Annotated in this window: 15 protein-coding genes and 1 tRNA gene; 12 read left to right on the top strand and 4 right to left on the bottom strand. The window is 54.9% G+C overall.

What is annotated here, in order from left to right; genetic code table 11:
• Positions 1 to 13 precede the first annotated feature (13 nt).
• The 8 genes from E6C51_RS19015 to E6C51_RS18980 all read left to right on the top strand — a co-directional run bounded on the left by E6C51_RS19015 (position 14) and on the right by E6C51_RS18980 (position 7516).
• The gene (locus E6C51_RS19015) at positions 14 to 1285 is read left to right on the top strand and encodes an aromatic ring-hydroxylating oxygenase subunit alpha (RefSeq protein WP_190237166.1); all 1272 of its coding nucleotides are present in this window, start codon (positions 14 to 16) and stop codon (positions 1283 to 1285) included.
• Positions 1282 to 1776 carry an aromatic-ring-hydroxylating dioxygenase subunit beta gene (locus E6C51_RS19010; protein ID WP_190237165.1) on the top strand — a complete coding sequence of 165 codons (495 nt, stop codon included), beginning with the start codon at positions 1282 to 1284 and terminating at the stop codon, positions 1774 to 1776. The genes E6C51_RS19015 and E6C51_RS19010 overlap by 4 nt, the downstream gene beginning before the upstream one ends.
• On the top strand, positions 1776 to 2537 hold the full coding sequence (locus E6C51_RS19005) for an SDR family NAD(P)-dependent oxidoreductase (protein WP_190237164.1): 762 nt from the start codon (positions 1776 to 1778) through the stop codon (positions 2535 to 2537). Before E6C51_RS19010 ends, E6C51_RS19005 begins: the two co-directional genes overlap by 1 nt.
• A 9-nt stretch (positions 2538 to 2546) precedes the next feature.
• Positions 2547 to 3515, top strand: coding sequence for a PDR/VanB family oxidoreductase (locus E6C51_RS19000; protein WP_190237163.1), 969 nt, complete (start codon positions 2547 to 2549; stop codon positions 3513 to 3515).
• 2 nt (positions 3516 to 3517) lie between these two features.
• Positions 3518 to 4030, top strand: a complete 513-nt coding sequence (locus E6C51_RS18995; protein ID WP_190237162.1) for a flavin reductase — start codon at positions 3518 to 3520, stop codon at positions 4028 to 4030.
• Between the two features lie 479 nt (positions 4031 to 4509).
• Entirely contained in the window at positions 4510 to 5520 is a 1011-nt protein-coding gene (gene dctP, locus E6C51_RS18990) for a TRAP transporter substrate-binding protein DctP (protein ID WP_190237161.1), read from the top strand.
• Positions 5521 to 5694: 174 nt separating this feature from the next.
• On the top strand, positions 5695 to 6195 hold the full coding sequence (locus E6C51_RS18985; protein WP_190237160.1) for a TRAP transporter small permease: 501 nt from the start codon (positions 5695 to 5697) through the stop codon (positions 6193 to 6195).
• Between the two features lie 4 nt (positions 6196 to 6199).
• Positions 6200 to 7516, top strand: coding sequence for a TRAP transporter large permease (locus tag E6C51_RS18980; RefSeq protein WP_190237198.1), 1317 nt, complete (start codon positions 6200 to 6202; stop codon positions 7514 to 7516).
• A 156-nt stretch (positions 7517 to 7672) separates the two neighbouring features.
• Here the strand turns inward: E6C51_RS18980 and E6C51_RS18975 are convergent, their stop codons facing one another.
• Positions 7673 to 10780 (bottom strand): multidrug efflux RND transporter permease subunit, encoded by a 3108-nt coding sequence (locus E6C51_RS18975; protein ID WP_190237159.1) that lies wholly within the window; start codon positions 10778 to 10780, stop codon positions 7673 to 7675.
• Between the two features lie 12 nt (positions 10781 to 10792).
• A complete protein-coding gene (locus E6C51_RS18970; RefSeq protein WP_230987468.1) occupies positions 10793 to 11959 on the bottom strand; it encodes an efflux RND transporter periplasmic adaptor subunit in 1167 nt (388 codons plus the stop codon).
• Between the two features lie 182 nt (positions 11960 to 12141).
• Here E6C51_RS18970 and E6C51_RS18965 point away from each other — a divergent pair, with 182 nt between their 5' ends.
• From E6C51_RS18965 to E6C51_RS18955, 3 genes are all read left to right on the top strand, one after another.
• Complete coding sequence (locus tag E6C51_RS18965) at positions 12142 to 12831, top strand: response regulator (RefSeq protein ID WP_190237158.1); 690 nt, start codon at positions 12142 to 12144, stop codon at positions 12829 to 12831.
• Positions 12828 to 13892, top strand: a complete 1065-nt coding sequence (locus tag E6C51_RS18960; protein ID WP_190237157.1) for an ATP-binding protein — start codon at positions 12828 to 12830, stop codon at positions 13890 to 13892. The genes E6C51_RS18965 and E6C51_RS18960 overlap by 4 nt, the downstream gene beginning before the upstream one ends.
• 208 nt (positions 13893 to 14100) lie before the next feature.
• A complete protein-coding gene (locus E6C51_RS18955) occupies positions 14101 to 15636 on the top strand; it encodes an MFS transporter (protein ID WP_190237156.1) in 1536 nt (511 codons plus the stop codon).
• Positions 15637 to 15841: 205 nt separating this feature from the next.
• Here the strand turns inward: E6C51_RS18955 and E6C51_RS18950 are convergent, their stop codons facing one another.
• A complete protein-coding gene (locus E6C51_RS18950) occupies positions 15842 to 16702 on the bottom strand; it encodes a GNAT family N-acetyltransferase (protein ID WP_190237155.1) in 861 nt (286 codons plus the stop codon).
• A gap of 425 nt (positions 16703 to 17127) precedes the next feature.
• On the opposite strand from E6C51_RS18950, the gene E6C51_RS18945 reads away from it, so the two are divergent.
• On the top strand, positions 17128 to 17715 hold the full coding sequence (locus E6C51_RS18945) for a sigma-70 family RNA polymerase sigma factor (protein ID WP_190237154.1): 588 nt from the start codon (positions 17128 to 17130) through the stop codon (positions 17713 to 17715).
• A gap of 174 nt (positions 17716 to 17889) precedes the next feature.
• On the opposite strand, the gene E6C51_RS18940 is transcribed toward E6C51_RS18945, so the two are convergent.
• Positions 17890 to 17966 (bottom strand) — tRNA-Met (locus E6C51_RS18940).
• Positions 17967 to 18151: the final 185 nt, after the last annotated feature.

Below are 18151 nucleotides of genomic sequence, written 5' to 3'. Positions count from 1 at the left end.
AGAGGAACAACCAATGTCGCAAGCACAAATGAAATTCAGCGATCTGGACGCGCTCTATTCGCCAGATGCCAAAGTGGCAACCTCCATGTACGAAGATCCGGACCTGTTCAAGGAAGAGATGCAGCGGATTTTTCACAACACCTGGGTTTGGGTGGCCCATCAGAGCGAGGTTCCTGAAAAGGGATCGTTCAAGCTCTCCACCGTCGGTCAGGACCCGGTGATCGTGGTCAGAGACCGCAAGGACCAGATCCACGTCATGGTCAACCGGTGTCGCCACAGAGCGGCCACCGTCTGCGAGGTCAAGAAGGGCAAGACATCGTCTTTCCAATGCCCTTACCATGGCTGGGGCTATGCTCTCGATGGTTCCTTGCGCGCCCTGCCCTACCCTGAGCAATATGGCGATGACTTTGACAAGGAAAGCCACGGCTTGCGCAAACTGCGCACCGAGAGCTATGGCGGCATGATTTTCGCCACCTTCAACGAGGACATTGAGCCGCTGGCGGATTTTCTCGGCCCGGTGAAGAAATGGATCGACCTGTTTATGAAGCAGGGCGGTGGCTTTCCGGTCAAGGTTTTGGGCGAGCATCAGTTTAGCGTGCCGATGAACTGGAAGGTTCAGCTGGAAAACACCACCGATGCCTATCACTTCCCGGTGGTGCACAAGAGCTTCCTTCAGTCGCTTGATGGCCAGACCAATGAGATTTTCCAGTTTCTGGAAACCGGAAAAGGCTGTGTTGAGGATCTCGGCAATGGCCACTCGGTGATGGTGATGATCCCGGAACTGGTCGATCTCGATGAAAATCTCGACGATCCAATTCCGGACCGTTTCGAAGAGCTGGCGCAAGAGCTGCGCGATGAGGGCTATCCGGACGATCAGGTGCGCAAGATTGTCCGTGCGGTTGGCGGCGCTGGCTTTAACCTCAACCTTTTCCCCAATGTGTCGTTTTCGTTGTCCTTTTTCCGTGTTCTGACGCCGATCTCGGTGGATAAAACCGATATTCGTCACATTGCCCTTGGCATGGAGGGCGGCCCGGCAGCCGCTAACCGCATGCGCCTGCGCCTGCATGAGCATTTTCAAGGCCCGATGGGCTTTGGCTCGCCGGATGATGCCGAGGTGTGGGAGCGCGTGCAGCGCGGCACTCAAGGCGGTGAGGAGCTGAAGATTCTGGTCAATCGCGGCATCGTTGATGAAACCCCCGGCGAAGCTGGACCCATAGGTCACATCAGCGCGGAAACCGGAATGCGCGCCGCGTATTCGATGTGGAAGAGGATGATGTCGGTATGAACATGATCACAACAATCAAGGACGACGCGCTTTTGCAAAAGGTCAGCGCTTTTCTGTGGGCTGAGGCCGACCTGCTGGATGGCAAAAACTATGACGCCTGGCTGGCGCTCTGGCTCAAAGAGGGCATGTACACGCTGCCCATCGGCGACACCGAGGATTTCGACAATGCGCTGAACCTGTGCCACGACAATGACAAGATGCGTCGTGAACGCATCAAGCGCTTTCAGCAAGGGTTCTCGATCTCGTCGGCACCACCGGCCAAAACCATCAGAACCGTGTCACGCTTTGTCATCACCCATGTTGAGGGTGATGAGGTGACGGTGACCAGCGCCGAACATGTGATTGAAGACAAGTTTGGCAGGCAGCGGGTTTGGGCTGCCAATATGACCCACACATTGGTCATGGCCGCAGACGGCATTAAAATCCGCACCAAAGTGGTGCGCCTTCTCAACTCGGATGGGATGCTGAATTCGTTCAGCTATTTGTTCTAATGGCCGCACCTCTTCCTGAAAAAATCCAAACCGCCGTTGTCACGGGCGCTGCCCGTGGCGTTGGTGCCGAGATTGCGCGGGCATTGCACCGCGCAGGCTTCCGGGTTGTCATTTCCGATCTTGATGCGGATGCAGGCTCAAGCCTCGCTTCTGAACTGGATCTGGCCGGTGAAACGGCTGTGACCGCAACGCTGGATGTCAGCAAGCCCGAGGATTTTCAAACCATCCTCGACCGCTGCATCGAGCGTTGGGGCTCGGTGGAAGTGCTGGTCAACAATGCGGCGCGCACCGCCGTCAAACCCCTACTCGACATCGACCCGGCCGATTTCAACGCTATTCTGACCACCAATGCTGGCGGCACCTTTGCGGGCAGCCAGATTTTTGGTCGCCACTTCAAACAGCGTGGCTATGGCCGGATCGTCAATCTCGCGTCGCTTGCGGGCCAAAATGGCGGCACAGCAACGGGTGCGCATTACGCCGCCTCCAAGGGTGCCATTCTGACACTGACCAAAGTGTTTGCCCGTGACCTCGCGCCCTTTGGTGTCACCTGCAATGCCATTGCCCCCGGCCCCATGGACACCCCCATGGTTCGCTCGGTGATCACCCCGGATAAAATGCAGGCAGCGCTTGCCAATATTCCGGTGGGAGAGCTGGGCGATCCGGTCTTTGTGGCCGAATTGGTGGCGCTGCTGGCAGGCCCTAAAGCAAGTTTCGTCAATGGCGCCTGCTGGGACGTCAATGGCGGCCTTTATATGAGATAAGGTGGAATTATGGCCTCGAACACGATGAACTTGATAGTTGCCAAACGGATCGAAGAGCCGGGCGGCATTGTTCGCTTAACGCTGGTCGATCCGTCTGGCGCTGCTCTGCCAGCCTTTGAAGCGGGCGCTCATCTCGATCTGCATCTGGTGGATGATCAGATTGATCTGTGGCGGCAATATTCACTGTGTTCGGACCCGCAAGAGCAAAGCTTCTACGAAATTGGTGTTCTGCTGGACCCCAAATCGCGCGGCGGCTCGACAGCCGTTCACCGGCTCGCAACGGTGGGAGCCCAGTTTGAGGTCGAAGGCCCGCGCAATCATTTTCCGCTGGATGAAACAGCACGGCAAACCGTGTTGCTGGGTGGCGGCATTGGCATCACGCCCATGCTGGCCATGGCACAGCGGCTTCATCGCATCGGTCGTGATTTTATCTTGCATTTTTGCACGCGCTCTAGCGAGGTTACCGCGTTCAAAACCATGATTGCAGATGCACCATGGGCGAAAAACGTTGTGTATCACTTTGATGATCAGGCAGAGGATCAACGGCTCAACCTGAAGCGCGATCTGCCAGCCCCGGCAAAAGATGTTCATCTCTACGTCTGCGGCCCTCAAGGCTTTATGGATTGGGTGATCAACACCGCAGAAGCCGCAGGCCATGCCTCCGCCAACGTCCACCGCGAATATTTCTCGGCGGATGTCGATCAATCCGGCGGCGGATTTGATGTGGTGGCCAAGCGATCCGGCATCACCGTGCGGGTGGAAGCTGGCAACACCATTGCCAAGGCACTCGCTCAGGCAGGTGTCAAAATTGAAGTGAAATGTGAAGAAGGTGTCTGCGGCACCTGCGTCACCGACGTTCTGGAAGGCATTCCCGATCATCGCGACAAATTTCTGACCGACGAAGAACGAGAAGAAGGCACGATGATCTGTGCCTGCTGTTCGCGTGCGTCATCTTCAACTCTGGTATTGGACATTTGATCATGACAACTCCACAGACTGCACCCGAAATTTCGCCCAAGGCCCAGGCATTTCGCGACGGCATGAGCCGCCTGGGTGCGGCGGTCAATATTGTCACCACCGATGGCCCGGCAGGCCGCCACGGGTTGACCGTTTCCGCCGTATGCTCAGTCACGGATACGCCGCCCACCTTGCTGGTCTGCATCAACAAAAGCAGCCACGCCCACAACGCCTTTGTCGAAAACAAGGTGCTTTGCGTCAACGTGCTCAGCCCCGCCCATGAAGAGCTGTCGCGCGCCTTTGCCCGCTGGACCGGCGACGATCGGTTCGCTCGAACCGAATGGCACAGCAACGGCACCGGCGCACCCGTGCTGGCAGATGCAGCGGTTGCCTTTGATTGTCGTATTGTCGAATGTCAAACGCGCGGCACCCACACCGTGTTTTTCTGCGAGGTGATGGCAACTGAACTGGCTGAAGGCAATACGGATGGTCTGGTCTGGTTCAGCCGCCGCTTTCACCCGCTGTTAGCCTCGTAATCCAAGCCAGGTGCAGAGAACTGTAAAAGCGACTTTGCACCGCAGGGTAAGTATATCCGCACGGCACCTCTGAATATCCAGAGCGCTATGCGGTTTATAAAAACGCGCCAAGAACACCATAACACGTTCGATCGGCGGCATAATCTTCGCCTCAAAGCGACGGACGTTTACGGAATTATGCACAGGTGACCCCTTACAGGAGGAAAAGTGTGGATGCGCCAGCATGCCCTGTCACGCAGCGAAAGACGATTTCACTGCAATCAGCCGCACAAAAATGTTTTCCAAAAAACGCAAAAATCTTCTGCGCATCAACGTGCTAGCCTGCATTTACTGGTGATCACGAAATTTTGAAAAAAATTCGAAGACGCCCAAAAACCAAAATCGGCCAGCTGTCTTGTTCACGTTCAACAGGGCGGAAAAACGCTGATGTCGACGCGCTTGACCATAACAATCATATCAGGAACTGATAGGGGAACACAATGTCACGACTTCCACGTATCAAAACACATCTTTCTTTTGTGCTGGCAATTCTATCCGGCGTTACTACACTGACCTTATCGACAGCCGCTTTTGCTGAGGATCAGCTTCGTTCTCTCACTGTATTTCCCTCAAGCGATGCCACGGCCCAACTGTATGAGCGTTTCGTGAAGCTGGTAAACGAGCGCGGCAAGGGCAAGATCAAGATTTCGGTGATTGGCGGGCCGGAGATCGTGCCGGGCTTTCAGCAAACAGAAGCGGTTGCGCGTGGCTCAATCGACATGACCTACGCGCCGATCAGCTACTCATTGGGCAGCATGCCGGAGGCCGATGCCTGGGTGGGCAGCAATCTGCCCCCAAGTGTTCAGCGCGAAAACGGTGGCTTTGCCCTCTTTCAGGAAATCGCCGCCAAGCGCTTGAAAATCCACGTGCTGGCGCGCTTTGCACCAGCAGCGCCGTTGAATGTATTTTTGATCAACAAGCCAAAGCTGAAAGCCGATGGCGAGATTGATCTGAGCGGCCTGCGCTTACGCGCATCACCGCTGTACAATGCGTTTTTTGAAAAAATGGGCGCAACGCCTGTCACAATTCCGGTGCCCGATGTTTACACAGGTCTGGAACGCGGCACCTTTGACGGCATGGCCTACCCTCCATCCGCCATGGAAGGCTGGTCTTGGGATCGTTTCCTGAAATACCGTATTGAGCCGGGTTTTATGCAATCCGACCTCGGCATTTACATCAACCCCACCAAATGGGCTGCCTTGAGCGCCGATTCCAAGAAAATCCTCACAGATACCGCGGTGGAATTTGAAGGTACCTCCTACAAAGAGTGGCAGGATATGACGGCCAGCATGAATGCCAAGTTTGACAAGCAGGGCATGAAAGCAATCGTTCTGGAGGGGGCCGCCCGCGATGCCTATCTCAAAACAGCCTATGATTCCGTCTGGAACCGGCTGAAGGCTTCAGGTTCGCCTGATTATGAGAAACTGCGCGCCCACTATTTCGCCGATTAGAGCCTGTCAGGGAAAACTGGAACCCGGTTTTCGGCAAAGATAAACAAAAACAATAGGCTCCAGAGTCTGTCAGGTCCGATCTGCACCTGACAGACTCCAAGCGCATTTTCACCTTCATCTCGTAAGGCTGCCTGTTTTTTGGGCAGGTGGCTGTCTTTTGCGGAAGGCTTCTCCATGAAAACCATAATATCACTCTATGACCGACTCATTTTTGCCCTCGCCTATATAGCGGCGGCAAGTCTGGCACTCGTCACCGTTATTGTCGCGCTTGACGTCATCATGCGGAACCTCAACATGCAGACACTGCGATGGATCAGTGCTGCTGTGGAATATGTCTTGCTGTTTTCCACCATGGCAGCCGCCCCGTGGCTGGTCAGGATCAATGGCCATGTGTCGCTATCATCCTTCGTCAATCTTCTGCCACGACGCCTGCAAACGATCGTTGGACAATTGGCTTTGGTCGTTTCCGCGCTGTCTCTGGGGTTTTTAGGCCTTATCTCCGCCGACCTCACCATGCAGCGATGGATGGACGGCTCGGTGGATATGCGATCCGTCAATCTCCCAGCCTGGCTTCTCTATGCCTTTCTCGCCGTCGGCTTTGTGTTGATGGCCTGTGAATTTGTGCGCCTGCTGTTGCGCGGCGACGTGTATTCAGGCGCAGAAGGGAACCATTGACATGATGGAGTGGTATGAAGCGACCGCATTTCTGATTGGCGGCCTTATGGTTCTGATGTTCATCGGCATCCCGGTTGCCGTGGCATTTTTACTGATCAATATGGCCGGTGTTTATGTCTTCATGGGTGGGCTGATCGGCGTTGAGCAGATGATCGCAAACTCGACCAGTTCGGTCACCAGCTTTGCGCTGGTGCCTGTCCCGCTGTTTCTTATCATGGGCGAATTGCTGTTTCACTCCGGCCTCGCGTTTCGGGTTTTCAACGCGCTCGACAAATGTTTTGGCGGGGTGCGGGGCCGCCTCGCGTATCTGACAGTCGGCGGTGGCACGATCTTTGCCACGCTTTCCGGCTCGTCCATGGCAAACACCGCCATGCTGGGCACAACCATGATGCCCGATATGATCGCGCGGGGCTATAAGCCGCATATCATCATGGGACCAATTCTGGCCACAGGCGGTCTGGCCATGATCATTCCCCCCTCATCGCTTGCGGTCCTGCTCGGATCTTTAGCCCGTATTGATGTAGGCGCGTTGCTGGTTGCCGGTCTCATTCCGGGGCTTATTCTTGCACTCATGTTTGTCGCCGTCATCTGGATTTTGATCCGTATCGACCCGGACGCCGCCCCCGGCTACGCGACGGAGAGATTCAGCATAGGAGAGGTTGTGTGGGCACTGACCCGCGATGTCCTGCCCATGGGCTTTGTGGTGTTTTCGGTCGTTGGTCTGATTTTGCTCGGCTGGGCAACACCCACGGAATCGGCTGCCTGCGGTGCGATTTCGGTGCTGATTCTCGCCGCGGTCTATCGTTGCCTTGATTGGTCCGTGATCCGAAAATCCCTGATGGGATCTGTCAAAGTCTCGGCCATGATGCTGTTGATCATCATTGGCTCAACAACATTTTCGCAGATTCTGGCCTTTTCCGGCGCGTCTCGCGGTTTGATCGAGTTTTCAACCGGCTTTGATCTTCCGCCCGCAGTCATGCTGCTTGCCATGTTGATGGTGGTGATTGTCATGGGCATGTTTATGGATCAGCTTTCCATCATGATGCTGGTTCTGCCCATCTTCATGCCGCTGGTTCATCTTTATCATTTCAGCGAGGTGTGGTTTGGTGTGCTGACCCTGCTGGCGCTGGAACTGAGCCTTGCGACCCCACCCTTTGGTCTGTTGCTGTTTGTTATGCTGGGTGTCAGTCCGCCCGGAACAACCATGCGCCAGGTGGTGATGGCAGCCGTGCCATTCTTGCTCTGCACTCTGTTGCTGATGGTTCTGATTGCGATCTTTCCGCAACTTACGCTCTGGCTGCCCAGCATCATTACTGCATAATTCCTTAAATCGGAATCGATTTAAGGAGAAAATTATGCAGCAGATTTAGAGTGTTACCGCGTCCTTTGTGCGCCATGTATGGCGCACGGCGCTGTAATGGTTAAACGATCCTGCCGCCAGTCAGGCTCTGACTGGCGGTATTGCTGTCTCAATCGATCACACGTCACTTTCCTGATTGCGCTTGCCTCTTCCAAACAGCTTGATGACAATCACGTAGAAGACCGGCACAAACAGCACAGCCAGAACCGTTGCCGAAATCATGCCGCCAAACAGGCCGGTGCCAATCGCACGCTGCGTTTCCGAGCTCGCACCCCGCGCAATGACCAGAGGCACGATGCCCAGCGAAAAGGCCAGTGATGTCATCACTATCGGGCGCAGTCTCAGCCGTGCTGCCAAGATGACGGCGTCTTTCAGGCTTTCGCCGTCTTGTTGCAGTTTACGCGCAAATTCGACAATCAGAACCGCGTTTTTGGCAGAAAGGCCAATCAGCGTAATCAATCCGACTTTGAAAAACACATCGTTTTCCAAGCCCCGCAGATGAACAGCAATCACCGCGCCGATGACACCGAGTGGCACCACCAGCATGACCGAGAGTGGCACCGTCCAACTTTCATACAAGGCCGCCAGCACCAGGAAGACGATCAGGAAGGAGAACGCCATCAGCATCGGGGCCTGCGCACCCGAAAGCCGCTCTTGCAACGATTGTCCCGTCCATTCCACGGCAAAGCCCTTGGGCAATTGCTTGGCCAAACGCTCCATTTCCGCCATTGCAACGCCGCTGGAGGTGCCAGCCGTGGCCGAGCCGGAAATGCTCATCGAGGGGTAACCATTGTAACGTGTGACCTGCAAAGGAATGGTCGACCATTCCGCCGTCACAAACTCCGCTAGCTGCACCATCTTGCCCGTATCATTTCTGACATGCAGATTCAGCACGTCCTCCACTTGCATCCGGCTCGTGGCTTCAGCCTGCACAATAACCTGCTGCAAACGACCATCGCGCGGAAAATCATTGATATAGGTGGAGCCAACCGCACCACTGAGCGTGTCGTTGATGGCGGAATAAGCCACACCCAGTGCTGCCGCCTTGGCGCGGTCAATCTTCAAGGTCACACTTGGCCCGCTCGGCAAACCATCAACACGCACATCAGACAGCAATTTGCTCTTGGCTGCCAGCTGCGTGAGCTGTGAAGATGCGGCAAGAAGTGCCGCGTCTCCGCGATTGGCGCGGTCTTGCAGACGCAGGGCAAAGCCTGAGGTCGTACCCAGCTCATCAATCGTCGGCGGTTTCAGGCTGAAGATCTCGCCTTCCGTGGCCGCAGACATGGCTGCCGTTGCCGCCGCAAGCTCCTCATCCAACGTGGTGGTGCGTTCACCCCATGGTTTGAGCGTGGTGAAAGACTGGGCCGTGTTGGGGCCAGAACCCGAAAAACCGAATCCCATCACAGTCAAATTGTTGACGATATCGGGCCGGGTTTTGACATGCTCTTCAAAGAGATTAACCACCGCCCTTGTCCGCTCCGCTGTCGCATCGGCAGGAAGCGTGAAAGAGGTCATGAAGGAGCCCTGATCCTCTTGCGGCACAAATGCCGTTGGCAAAGAATTATAGCCAGAGGCCAGCGCTGCGAGAATCGCGGCATAAATCACCATGACCCGCCCGGTCTTGTTGATCAATACACCAACCCAACCCGCATAGCGCGCTGTCAGATGTTCAAACCCACGATTGAAGCGGGCAAAAAAGCCGGTGCGCGTGTGGTGATCCGCAGCAATCGGCTTGAGCAAGGTTGCGCAAAGGGCCGGTGTCAGGCTGAGCGCCAGAAAGGCCGAAAACAGGATGGAAACAGCCATCGACACCGTAAACTGTCGATAAATTGCCCCGACAGAGCCACTGGCCATGCCCATCGGCAGGAAAACGGCCGTCAAAACAAGGGTGATGCCAATCACCGCGCTTGAAATTTCCGTCATGGCTTTTTGGGTCGCCTTGCGCGGCGAAAGCCCCTCTTTGGCCATGATGCGCTCGACATTTTCAACCACCACAATCGCATCATCCACAATGATGCCAATGGCCAGCACCATGCCAAACATGGTCAGAACGTTGATCGAGTAGCCAATGGCAAACATCACCGCAAACGTGCCAAGCAGCGCAATCGGCGCAACGATGGCCGGAATCAGGGTGTAGCGAATGTTTTGCAAAAACAACAGCATGATGAGGAACACCAACACCATAGCCTCCAGCAGGGTTTGCAAAACCTTCTGGATCGACACCTTTACGAAGGGTGCCGTATCATAGGAAATGGCATATTCCATACCCGCAGGCATGGTGGTGGCCAGTTCAGCCAGCCGGTCGCGGACACCTTGCGATGTGCTGACCGCATTGGCACCGGGGCTCAGCTGAATGGCCGCAGCCGTCGCAGGCCTGCCACCATCCATGATCGAGAAGCTTGATGTCTGCGATCCAACCTCGATTCTCGCCACATCGCCCAGCGTCAGCTTGGAGCCATCGGGATTGGAGCGCAGAATAATCCTGGCAAACTCCTCAGGGCTCTGCAATTGCCCGGAAACACTGAGAGGAACGCTGACCTTCTGGCCCGGCACTGTCGGCGCTTCACCAACCCGGCCAGCGGCCACCTGCACATTCTGCGTCTGGATGGCCTGCGTGATTTCTGTCATCGACAAGGAATAGGAAACCAGCTTAACAGGATCCACCCAGACGCGCATCGCCGCTTCAGAGCCGAACGATTGCACGCGGCCAACCCCCGCCACGCGCTTAAGTTCCGGCGCAATATTGCGCACCAGATAATCGTCCAGCCCCAGCGGATCTACCTTACCATTTGACGATTTGAGCGAAACGATCATCAGGAAGCCCGAAGACGCTGCCTCCACCGTCAGGCCCGCACGGCGCACCTGTTCTGGCAATCTTGGCTCAATGGCTTTCAAGCGGTTTTGCACATCCACCTGGGCAAGCTCAGGGTTGGTGCCTGGCTTGAACGTCACGGTAATATTGGCGCTGCCGGATGAATCCGCCGATGAGTCAAAATAGAGGATGTTCTTGACGCTTGAAAGCTCGCGCTCGATCAAGCCGGTCACGCTGTCATTGATGGTTTGCGGCGTCGCACCGGTGTAAGTCGCAAAAATTGACACGCTTGGTGGAGCAATGACCGGAAACCGCGACACAGGAAGCTGCGGAATGGAAACAACGCCAGCAATGACAATAAGAATAGCGATGACCCATGCAAACACGGGCCTGTTGATGAAAAACTGTGGCATGATTGGTGGTCCTCAACCCTTCACTTCAGGGGCGGATGGCGTATAGGGCGTTGTCTCCAGCGTCACGCCATCTTGCACACGGTCTTTTCCGAGCACGACAACATTGTCTGTGGCGCTGAGGCCGGAGAGGACAATATATTGGCCATCCACAAGTGGGCCCAAGGAGACATTGCGCCGACTGCCGTGAGAATCCTTATCGACCACGACCAGTTGCGGCCGCCCGGATGGCTCGCGCAATACCGCTTCTTGCGGCACCATCAATGCGTCATTGTAGATGGCACGTGGCACTTTGGCGCGGACATACATGCCAGGCAGCAATTGCTGATCAGGGTTCGGAACCAGAACCCTGAGCCCGACACTGCCCGTGGAGGTATCAACCGTGATATCCGAAAACAGCATTTTGCCCGGCTGATCATAAGCCTGGCCAGCAATCCTGTAGATTTTAACAGGAAGATCAAGGGCTGCTTCCTCAGCCTTCGTCGCCATATCCTCCAGTGTTTCCTTGCTCATCAAGGATTGCCGGACATCGACATAGACTTTGTCAATCTGCTGCACCACCGCCAAAGGCGTGGTGGCCGATGACGATGCAAGCCCACCTTCACCGAGGAATGACCGGCCAATGATGCCCGCAATCGGGCTCTTGATCGTGGCATAGGACAGTTCCAGCTTGCGCCGCGCCAGATTGGCTTGCGCTTCCGCGACATTGGCCTTGGCTTGCGCAAGGGCAGCGGCGGCATTGTTCAGGGCTTCCGCACTGTTGATCTGCTTGGAGGATAACAGCTCGGTGCGTTCAAATTTGATGCGAGCGTTCGACAACTCGGCCTCAACGCGCGCCAGCACCGCAGCACTTGCATCCACTTCTGCCATGAACAGCGCGGGGTCGATCTGGAAAAGCGGCGCATGAGCATCAATCGTCGCACCTTCCTCAAACAGTTTCTTTTCTATAATGCCGCTGACCTGAGCCCGTATTTCAGCGGTATTATAGGCAGATACCCGGCCCGGCAATTCATCGTAGACAACGACTTTGGTTGGCTGCACGGACAAAACACTGACACGCTCGGTCACAGACGGCTCAGGGTTTGGTGCCTGCTGGGCGGCCTTTTCATCGCTGCAAGCTGCCAGAAAGCCCATTGAGGCGATAAGCAAAGCAATTTTGATTGAACGAGGTTTGCGGCGCATGATCGATTACCATCCAAAACATAAGAGGCCCAAAGCCTAAGTCGCATTTCATCCCATGGGCCTTAAGCGCCTGACGTTTCGGCTTTGTGGAGGTTGTGTTAACAAGCGATGGAGGCGACGAATGAATGCTCGACGGCAGCCAATTTCAATGGCAATCATGAAGCCAAGGAGACGGAATTCTCATGACAGCACTTGTTTTGATCGCCGAGGATGATGTTGAAATCGCCAACATCCTCGAAGCTTATTTTATCCGCGAAGGGTTTCGCACCGTGCACGCTCGCGACGGCAAGGTCGCGCTTGAGTTGCATCTGGCGCTCAAACCCGATATTGCGCTGATCGATGTCACAATGCCACGCCTGGACGGTTGGGAGGTGCTGGCCGAACTGCGAAGACGCGGCAACACGCCCGTCATCATGATCACGGCCCTCGACAAAGAGGTGGACCGACTGCAAGGTTTGCGCATTGGCGCAGACGATTACATCGTCAAACCCTTTAATCCTATCGAGGTCGTTGCCCGAGCCAAAGCAATTTTGCGCCGGGCTGGCCTTGCCAATACCGGTGCGACCATCCGTGTCGGGCGCTTGACCATTGATCTTGACAGCTATCAGGTGAGCCTTGAATCCAATGGTGTGGTGAAACCGGTGACGTTGACGCTGACCGAGTTCAGGTTGCTTGCCCATCTGGCACGCACCCCAAGCAAGGCCTTCACCCGTGGCGAGTTGATTGATGCCTGTCTTCCCGGTTCTGACGCCATGGACCGCACGGTGGATAGCCACCTCAGCAAATTGCGAAAAAAGCTGGAGTTGGCCGGAGCAGAGGGCATGTTGGCCAGTATCCGCGGCATTGGATATAGATTAGTGATTGAGGCATGATGCTGCGTCAGGGATTGAGCCGCCAAATATTGCTGGCCATGTCGGCTGTGACCGTTATCGCAGGACTGCTGGTGTTTTTTGGCACCTATCTGGCCTTCAGCATCATCTTCTATTTCAGCCCCTGGAGCGAAAGCGAAGATGGGTTGCTGACGGGCACAGATTTCCTTGTGCTGTCCGTGTTAATTTTCCTTGCTCTGATCATGGCAGCCATTGCCTCGGTGCGTCTGGCAAGGCGCATTCTTGAGCCCCTCGAATCCTTGGCCCAAAGCGCCAGACGCATCAAGGATGGCGATCTTTCTGCCCGTGCCACACCTGGAGACCATTCGCTGGGTGAAACGGCCCATCTGGTGAGCGATTTCAATGCCATGGCCCAGCGCCTGCAAGATATGGCAGCGGATGTGACCCTGTGGAACGCCATGATTGCCCATGAATTGCGAACGCCCTTGACGATTTTGAAGGGGCGTTTGCAAGGCATTATCGATGGTGTGTTCGAGCCTGACGAGTGCTCGCTGCAAAGCCTGATCCTCCAGGTGGATTCTCTGGCTCGATTGGTCGAAGATCTCAGAACTGTGACACTCGCCGACAGCGGACATCTGGATCTGCACATAGAGCCAATCCGGCTTCACGATGAGATCCATAATCTCATGCATGTGATGGAGCCGGAACTGAACGCAGCGGGCTTCCACCTCACCCTTGATCTGGCTGATATCGTTGTGCGCGCAGATGCGCTGCGCATTCGTCAAGCTCTGTTGGCGCTGGTCACCAATGCTCGACGCTACGCTGTGCGCGGCACGATAGAGATCACGCTTTCACAGGAAAACCAACTGGCCGTTATCTGTGTTTCAGACGAAGGCCCGGGTCTTCCAAGTGAGCTCGAGCCTTGGGCATTTGAGCCATTCAAGCGCGGTGCTCATGCTGGCTTCAATGAAGCAAGTGGCAATGGCTTAGGCTTGTCCGTCGTGCGCGCCATCGTTGAGGCCCATGGCGGTAAAATCCGGTACCGACGCTCACCAAAAGGTGGAGCGACGTTTGAAATATCCCTTCGAATGCCCGATTCTTGAGTTTAACCGGCAATTTCGCGTACCGCATTCAGACTCAGCGCGTCGCCTGCACACAATCTCCACAAATTCTACATCAAACCGCAAAACGGCATCGATAGGTCATAATGGGCCATGCGTTTGAGACAACGCACTGGCCTGTAGCGTGCAAAGCCGGATTGCGGCGAGATGCTACAGTTTTCGCAAAACAGGCGTAACCGCAGGCGTAAAAATGTCACCTTTGCCAGACACCAATGAGTTCACGATCCCCTCCTATTCTCGCAAACGGCGATGGCTGATTCTTGTTGCGGTCATGCTGGCCTTTTTGCCGGTCGTGCTGGATATGACAATCCTGCACATCGCGGTTCCGTCCCTGACATTGGCATTGCAGGCCTCAACCACGCAGGTTCTCTGGATCATCGACATCTATTCTCTGCTGATGGCGGGACTTCTCGTGCCCATGGGTACGCTGGCCGATCGCATCGGGTATCGCAAACTGCTGTTGACAGGGCTTGCCGTTTTCGGCCTCGCTTCTATCGTGGCGGCATTCTCGACCACTCCCACCATGCTGATTGGCGGGCGCATCTTGCTTGCCTTCGGTGCCTCCATGATTATGCCTTGTGTGCTGGGAATTATCCGCCTCACCTTTGAAGACCCCGGTGAACGCGCAATCGCGCTGGGTTTATGGGGAACAGTCGGCTCGGCGGGAGCTGCCGTTGGTCCGTTGGTGGGCGGCGCACTGCTTGAACATTTCTGGTGGGGATCTGTTTTTCTCATCAACATTCCCGTTGTTGTGCTGATTTGCCCGGCCATCGCCTATGCGTTGCCACGCAGCCAGCGCGGCAAATTGGGTGACTGGCACCTGAATCAGGCCCTTATGCTGATCGTCGGTATTGTCGCGCTGGTTTTTGCCGTAAAATCCGGCTTCAGTGGCAAGCAATCCTTGTGGGTTGCCTTATCGGCAGCAATCTTTGGCGTGGTTGCCCTCACCTTCTTTGTCAAAAGCCAACGCCGCGCAGTAAATCCCATGCTCGATCTGTCGCTGTTAACACGTCGACCGATTGTGGTGGGAATTGCAATGGCTGTGGTAACGTCCGGAGCACTTGCTGGCGTTGAACTGACAATTGCACAAGAGCTGCAATTTGTGCTGGACAAATCCCCCCTACAGGCAGGATTTTTCATGCTGCCAATCATGGTGGCCGCAGGCGTTGGTGGTCCCATCGCAGGCTTTTTGTCCAACCGCTTCGGGCTGCGCCGTGTAGCAAGCCTTTCGCTTATCACTGCGGCCGCGTCTCTGGCTGCACTTGCGCAGTTTGATTTTCATCATCACAGGGAGATCATTTCCGCTCTCCTCGTGGCGCTAGGTCTTGCCTTGAGCATAGGCCTTACCGCTTCATCAATTGCCATCATGGGGGCAGTCGAGGCCGAAAAGGGCGGTTCTGGGGGCGCATTAGAGGCGATGGGCTACGAGTTGGGCGCAGGCCTCGGCATCACCTTTTTTGGAGTGGCGCTTTCGGCGGTCTATGCCTCGGCAATGGTGGTGCCCGCCGGCATAGCGCCAGAGCTTGCCGACGCTGCTCGTCACTCGATTGGCGATACCTATGTGATCGCCAAACAGCTTTCCAGTGCCAGCGCAGCCTCCTTGATTATCGCGGGCAAACAGGCATTCTCATCTGCGCATGCCGTATTGCTCACGTCTGCGGCAGCGCTGATTGCAATGCTGGCCACAGCCGTTTTCATGGCATTGAAAAATAACAACCAGCCTTGATAAAGCACCTGTTGCTCGGCTCTCTCAAATTCATGAAGCCGCAGATATCGGGAGCTGTTGCGCCAGAAATGGTGCATGGGGTGTGGCACGTTTCATCTGCGCCATAATCTCCTCCTTAAATCCACTCCGATTTAAGGAATGATGCAGTCGCTCTTTCTTTTTTCGCATGTCTCGTTTCATTGCGGACAATAAAACGAGACATGCTTTAGCTGAACGATTGATTGGAAACAGCATACATATGCATTGGCGCTGTTGCAGTGGGCAACACGCCCTTCACCATCGATATGGCCTCACTCACCTGTTTAAGACCCCGCTCCTCCAGCCATTCACTCAATCCGTCTTCGGCATAAACATCAATGCGCACGAACTCTCCGGCAAGTTTGGCGAGCTGCGCCTCTATCAGGCATTTTGCATCTTCAACACCACTTGCTGCAACCGGCCCGACAACATAGCCGCGGCCAAAACGCCTGCGGAGGGAAAACCCCGAGATCTGCCCTTCGCGCTCCAGCACGATTGCTTCTCCGGCATTTAACAGCGCATTTACAAGTCTTTCGCGCGGCATCCCAATCGCTTGACAGTCGAGAGCTTGAATACGGCCGAAATCACTGGCAACCGCATCGCGTATGTCATCACGGTGCTTCACCGTATATCCCTTGTGCAGGACGCATTGATGCTGGTGCACCATCCCCCACTTTTCAAAGCCACGGCGAAGATAGAGCGGTAGCCCTTCTGCAGTGGCATTGAGGAGAACGTTGCGCCCCTCGGTTGCTTGCAACAGCGCATCGAACAAACGTGATCCATTGCCCCCACCCTGCGCTTTCTCCGTCACAATAATCATGCCCGCGGCTGCATAAGATTGTCCATAGCACCACCAGAGAGCAGTGCCGAGAACCTCGCCGTTCCGCTCCAGGACAACACCCTCTCCAATCTCAAATGCGAAGGCCCAATCCTCCAGACGGTACGGCCAAGAAAACTCTTGCGAAAGATTCAATCCTCCTTGCAGATGGTGACGATCAAGCTTTGCTATTGAAATTTCGCCCAAAACGGTGGTGTCTTCATGACTCATGTGCTGCTACTGACCTGTAATATTGATGGCGACGCTGATCTTGCGCCTTTAAAATCCAAGGCGTTCCGAAAGCTTCGCAGATTTCGGACGGTTTTCTTTGCATATTTGCTTTTCCATGGGGCTTATTAATCTGTCTTGGCCCGCAAATCTGCATGATTTGTGCCGCTATATCGGATCAAGCAGCGGAACATCCCGACAATAGAGATAGTCGATAATTTTACAGGCGGATTAATCAGCTTCCCACTAAAGCGTTGGTCACCGGAAAAAAGGCTGCGGACAACCCTTCTTTCAAGCAAATTTATCTGCGGAGACTGGTCCAACAAATCAAACGCAACCGTGGTTGCGCGATTTACCCGGAACATTTGCTGATTGTGCACGTTGTTTACCAATAACTCCAACTGAAATCCAGGATAGCAGGTATAAGTATGGCACGAGAAGAAATCGTGGAGCTGATACCCGCACTGCGTGCGTTCGCTTGGACATTTTGCAGCAATCCAGAAGATGCAGATGATCTGGTTCAAGAAACGCTGGTGCGTGCCATTAACAGCTTTGATCAATACAAGGAAGGGACTCGGCTGAAATCCTGGCTTTTTACGATCATGCGAAACACATTCAGCACCCGGTATCGAAAACGCAAACGAGAAACTGTTGGCATACCAGACGGCATGCTAAACACCCTGACGACACCTGCCACACAAGAATGGAGCGCGCACGCGCGTGACGTACACAGCGCTTTGATGCGCATTCCTCAGCAATACCGCGATGTTCTTGTTCTGGTAACTTTGATGAACGAGAGTTATGAGGAAGTCGCCAAGATACATGGATGCAGAGTTGGCACGATCAAAAGTCGGATGAACCGAGCTCGTCAGCGGCTGAAAGAAGAGCTTGGAGAGCTCGACGACACCGACACAAAAGCCCCATCAGAAAACGCTCCTCCGCGCGGCGCTTCAAATGATGCTAATGAGGCACTTACAGCGCCGTGCGCCGTGCATGGCGCACAAAGGACGCTGTAACACCTTTAATCTGCTGCAAGAAATTTAATTGCGGAACCTTCTATGCAGCCCTCCACCCATTTCAGCTAGGATAAGTCTTGGCAAGGAAGCAACACTGTCTTTTGACACCTGTATGTACCGTCGCCCAAGAATCGAAAAACCCCGCAACATGTTATACGGGGTTTTTGATGAATTTGGTTGCGGGGGCAGGATTTGAACCTGCGGCCTTCAGGTTATGAGCCTGACGAGCTACCGGGCTGCTCCACCCCGCGTAATATTTGAGCTTTGAATGCAAAAGGGCCGCTTGAGCGACCCATTGAATTTTCGGCGGGGCCGATGTTTGTGTGAGAAGATTGTTTTGATGTGTTTGTATCAACGATTGCCTTTAGCAGACCTGGCAGCGACCTACTCTCCCGCGTCTTAAGACGAAGTACCATTGGCGCAGGGGCGTTTCACG

Origin of the sequence: Gillisella terrae (assembly GCF_004801395.1) — a bacterium.
Lineage (GTDB): Bacteria > Pseudomonadota > Alphaproteobacteria > Rhizobiales > Rhizobiaceae > Allorhizobium > Allorhizobium terrae.
Note: the sequence above shows the minus strand (reverse complement) of the source record. Positions and strands in the feature narration are given on the sequence as shown.

Excerpts from the sequence above, each read along its gene's own strand:
- E6C51_RS18970 (WP_230987468.1), bottom strand. The coding sequence starts at position 11,959 with ATGCGCCGCAAACCTCGTTCAATCAAAATTGCTTTGCTTATCGCCTCA.
- E6C51_RS18960 (WP_190237157.1), top strand. The coding sequence starts at position 12,828 with ATGATGCTGCGTCAGGGATTGAGCCGCCAAATATTGCTGGCCATGTCG.
- E6C51_RS18985 (WP_190237160.1), top strand. The coding sequence starts at position 5,695 with ATGAAAACCATAATATCACTCTATGACCGACTCATTTTTGCCCTCGCC.
- E6C51_RS18950 (WP_190237155.1), bottom strand. The coding sequence starts at position 16,702 with ATGAGTCATGAAGACACCACCGTTTTGGGCGAAATTTCAATAGCAAAG.
- E6C51_RS18975 (WP_190237159.1), bottom strand. The coding sequence starts at position 10,780 with ATGCCACAGTTTTTCATCAACAGGCCCGTGTTTGCATGGGTCATCGCT.
- E6C51_RS18945 (WP_190237154.1), top strand. The coding sequence starts at position 17,128 with ATGGCACGAGAAGAAATCGTGGAGCTGATACCCGCACTGCGTGCGTTC.
- E6C51_RS19015 (WP_190237166.1), top strand. The coding sequence starts at position 14 with ATGTCGCAAGCACAAATGAAATTCAGCGATCTGGACGCGCTCTATTCG.
- E6C51_RS18995 (WP_190237162.1), top strand. The coding sequence starts at position 3,518 with ATGACAACTCCACAGACTGCACCCGAAATTTCGCCCAAGGCCCAGGCA.
- E6C51_RS19005 (WP_190237164.1), top strand. The coding sequence starts at position 1,776 with ATGGCCGCACCTCTTCCTGAAAAAATCCAAACCGCCGTTGTCACGGGC.
- E6C51_RS18965 (WP_190237158.1), top strand. The coding sequence starts at position 12,142 with ATGACAGCACTTGTTTTGATCGCCGAGGATGATGTTGAAATCGCCAAC.
- dctP (WP_190237161.1), top strand. The coding sequence starts at position 4,510 with ATGTCACGACTTCCACGTATCAAAACACATCTTTCTTTTGTGCTGGCA.
- E6C51_RS18955 (WP_190237156.1), top strand. The coding sequence starts at position 14,101 with ATGTCACCTTTGCCAGACACCAATGAGTTCACGATCCCCTCCTATTCT.
- E6C51_RS18980 (WP_190237198.1), top strand. The coding sequence starts at position 6,200 with ATGGAGTGGTATGAAGCGACCGCATTTCTGATTGGCGGCCTTATGGTT.
- E6C51_RS19010 (WP_190237165.1), top strand. The coding sequence starts at position 1,282 with ATGAACATGATCACAACAATCAAGGACGACGCGCTTTTGCAAAAGGTC.
- E6C51_RS19000 (WP_190237163.1), top strand. The coding sequence starts at position 2,547 with ATGGCCTCGAACACGATGAACTTGATAGTTGCCAAACGGATCGAAGAG.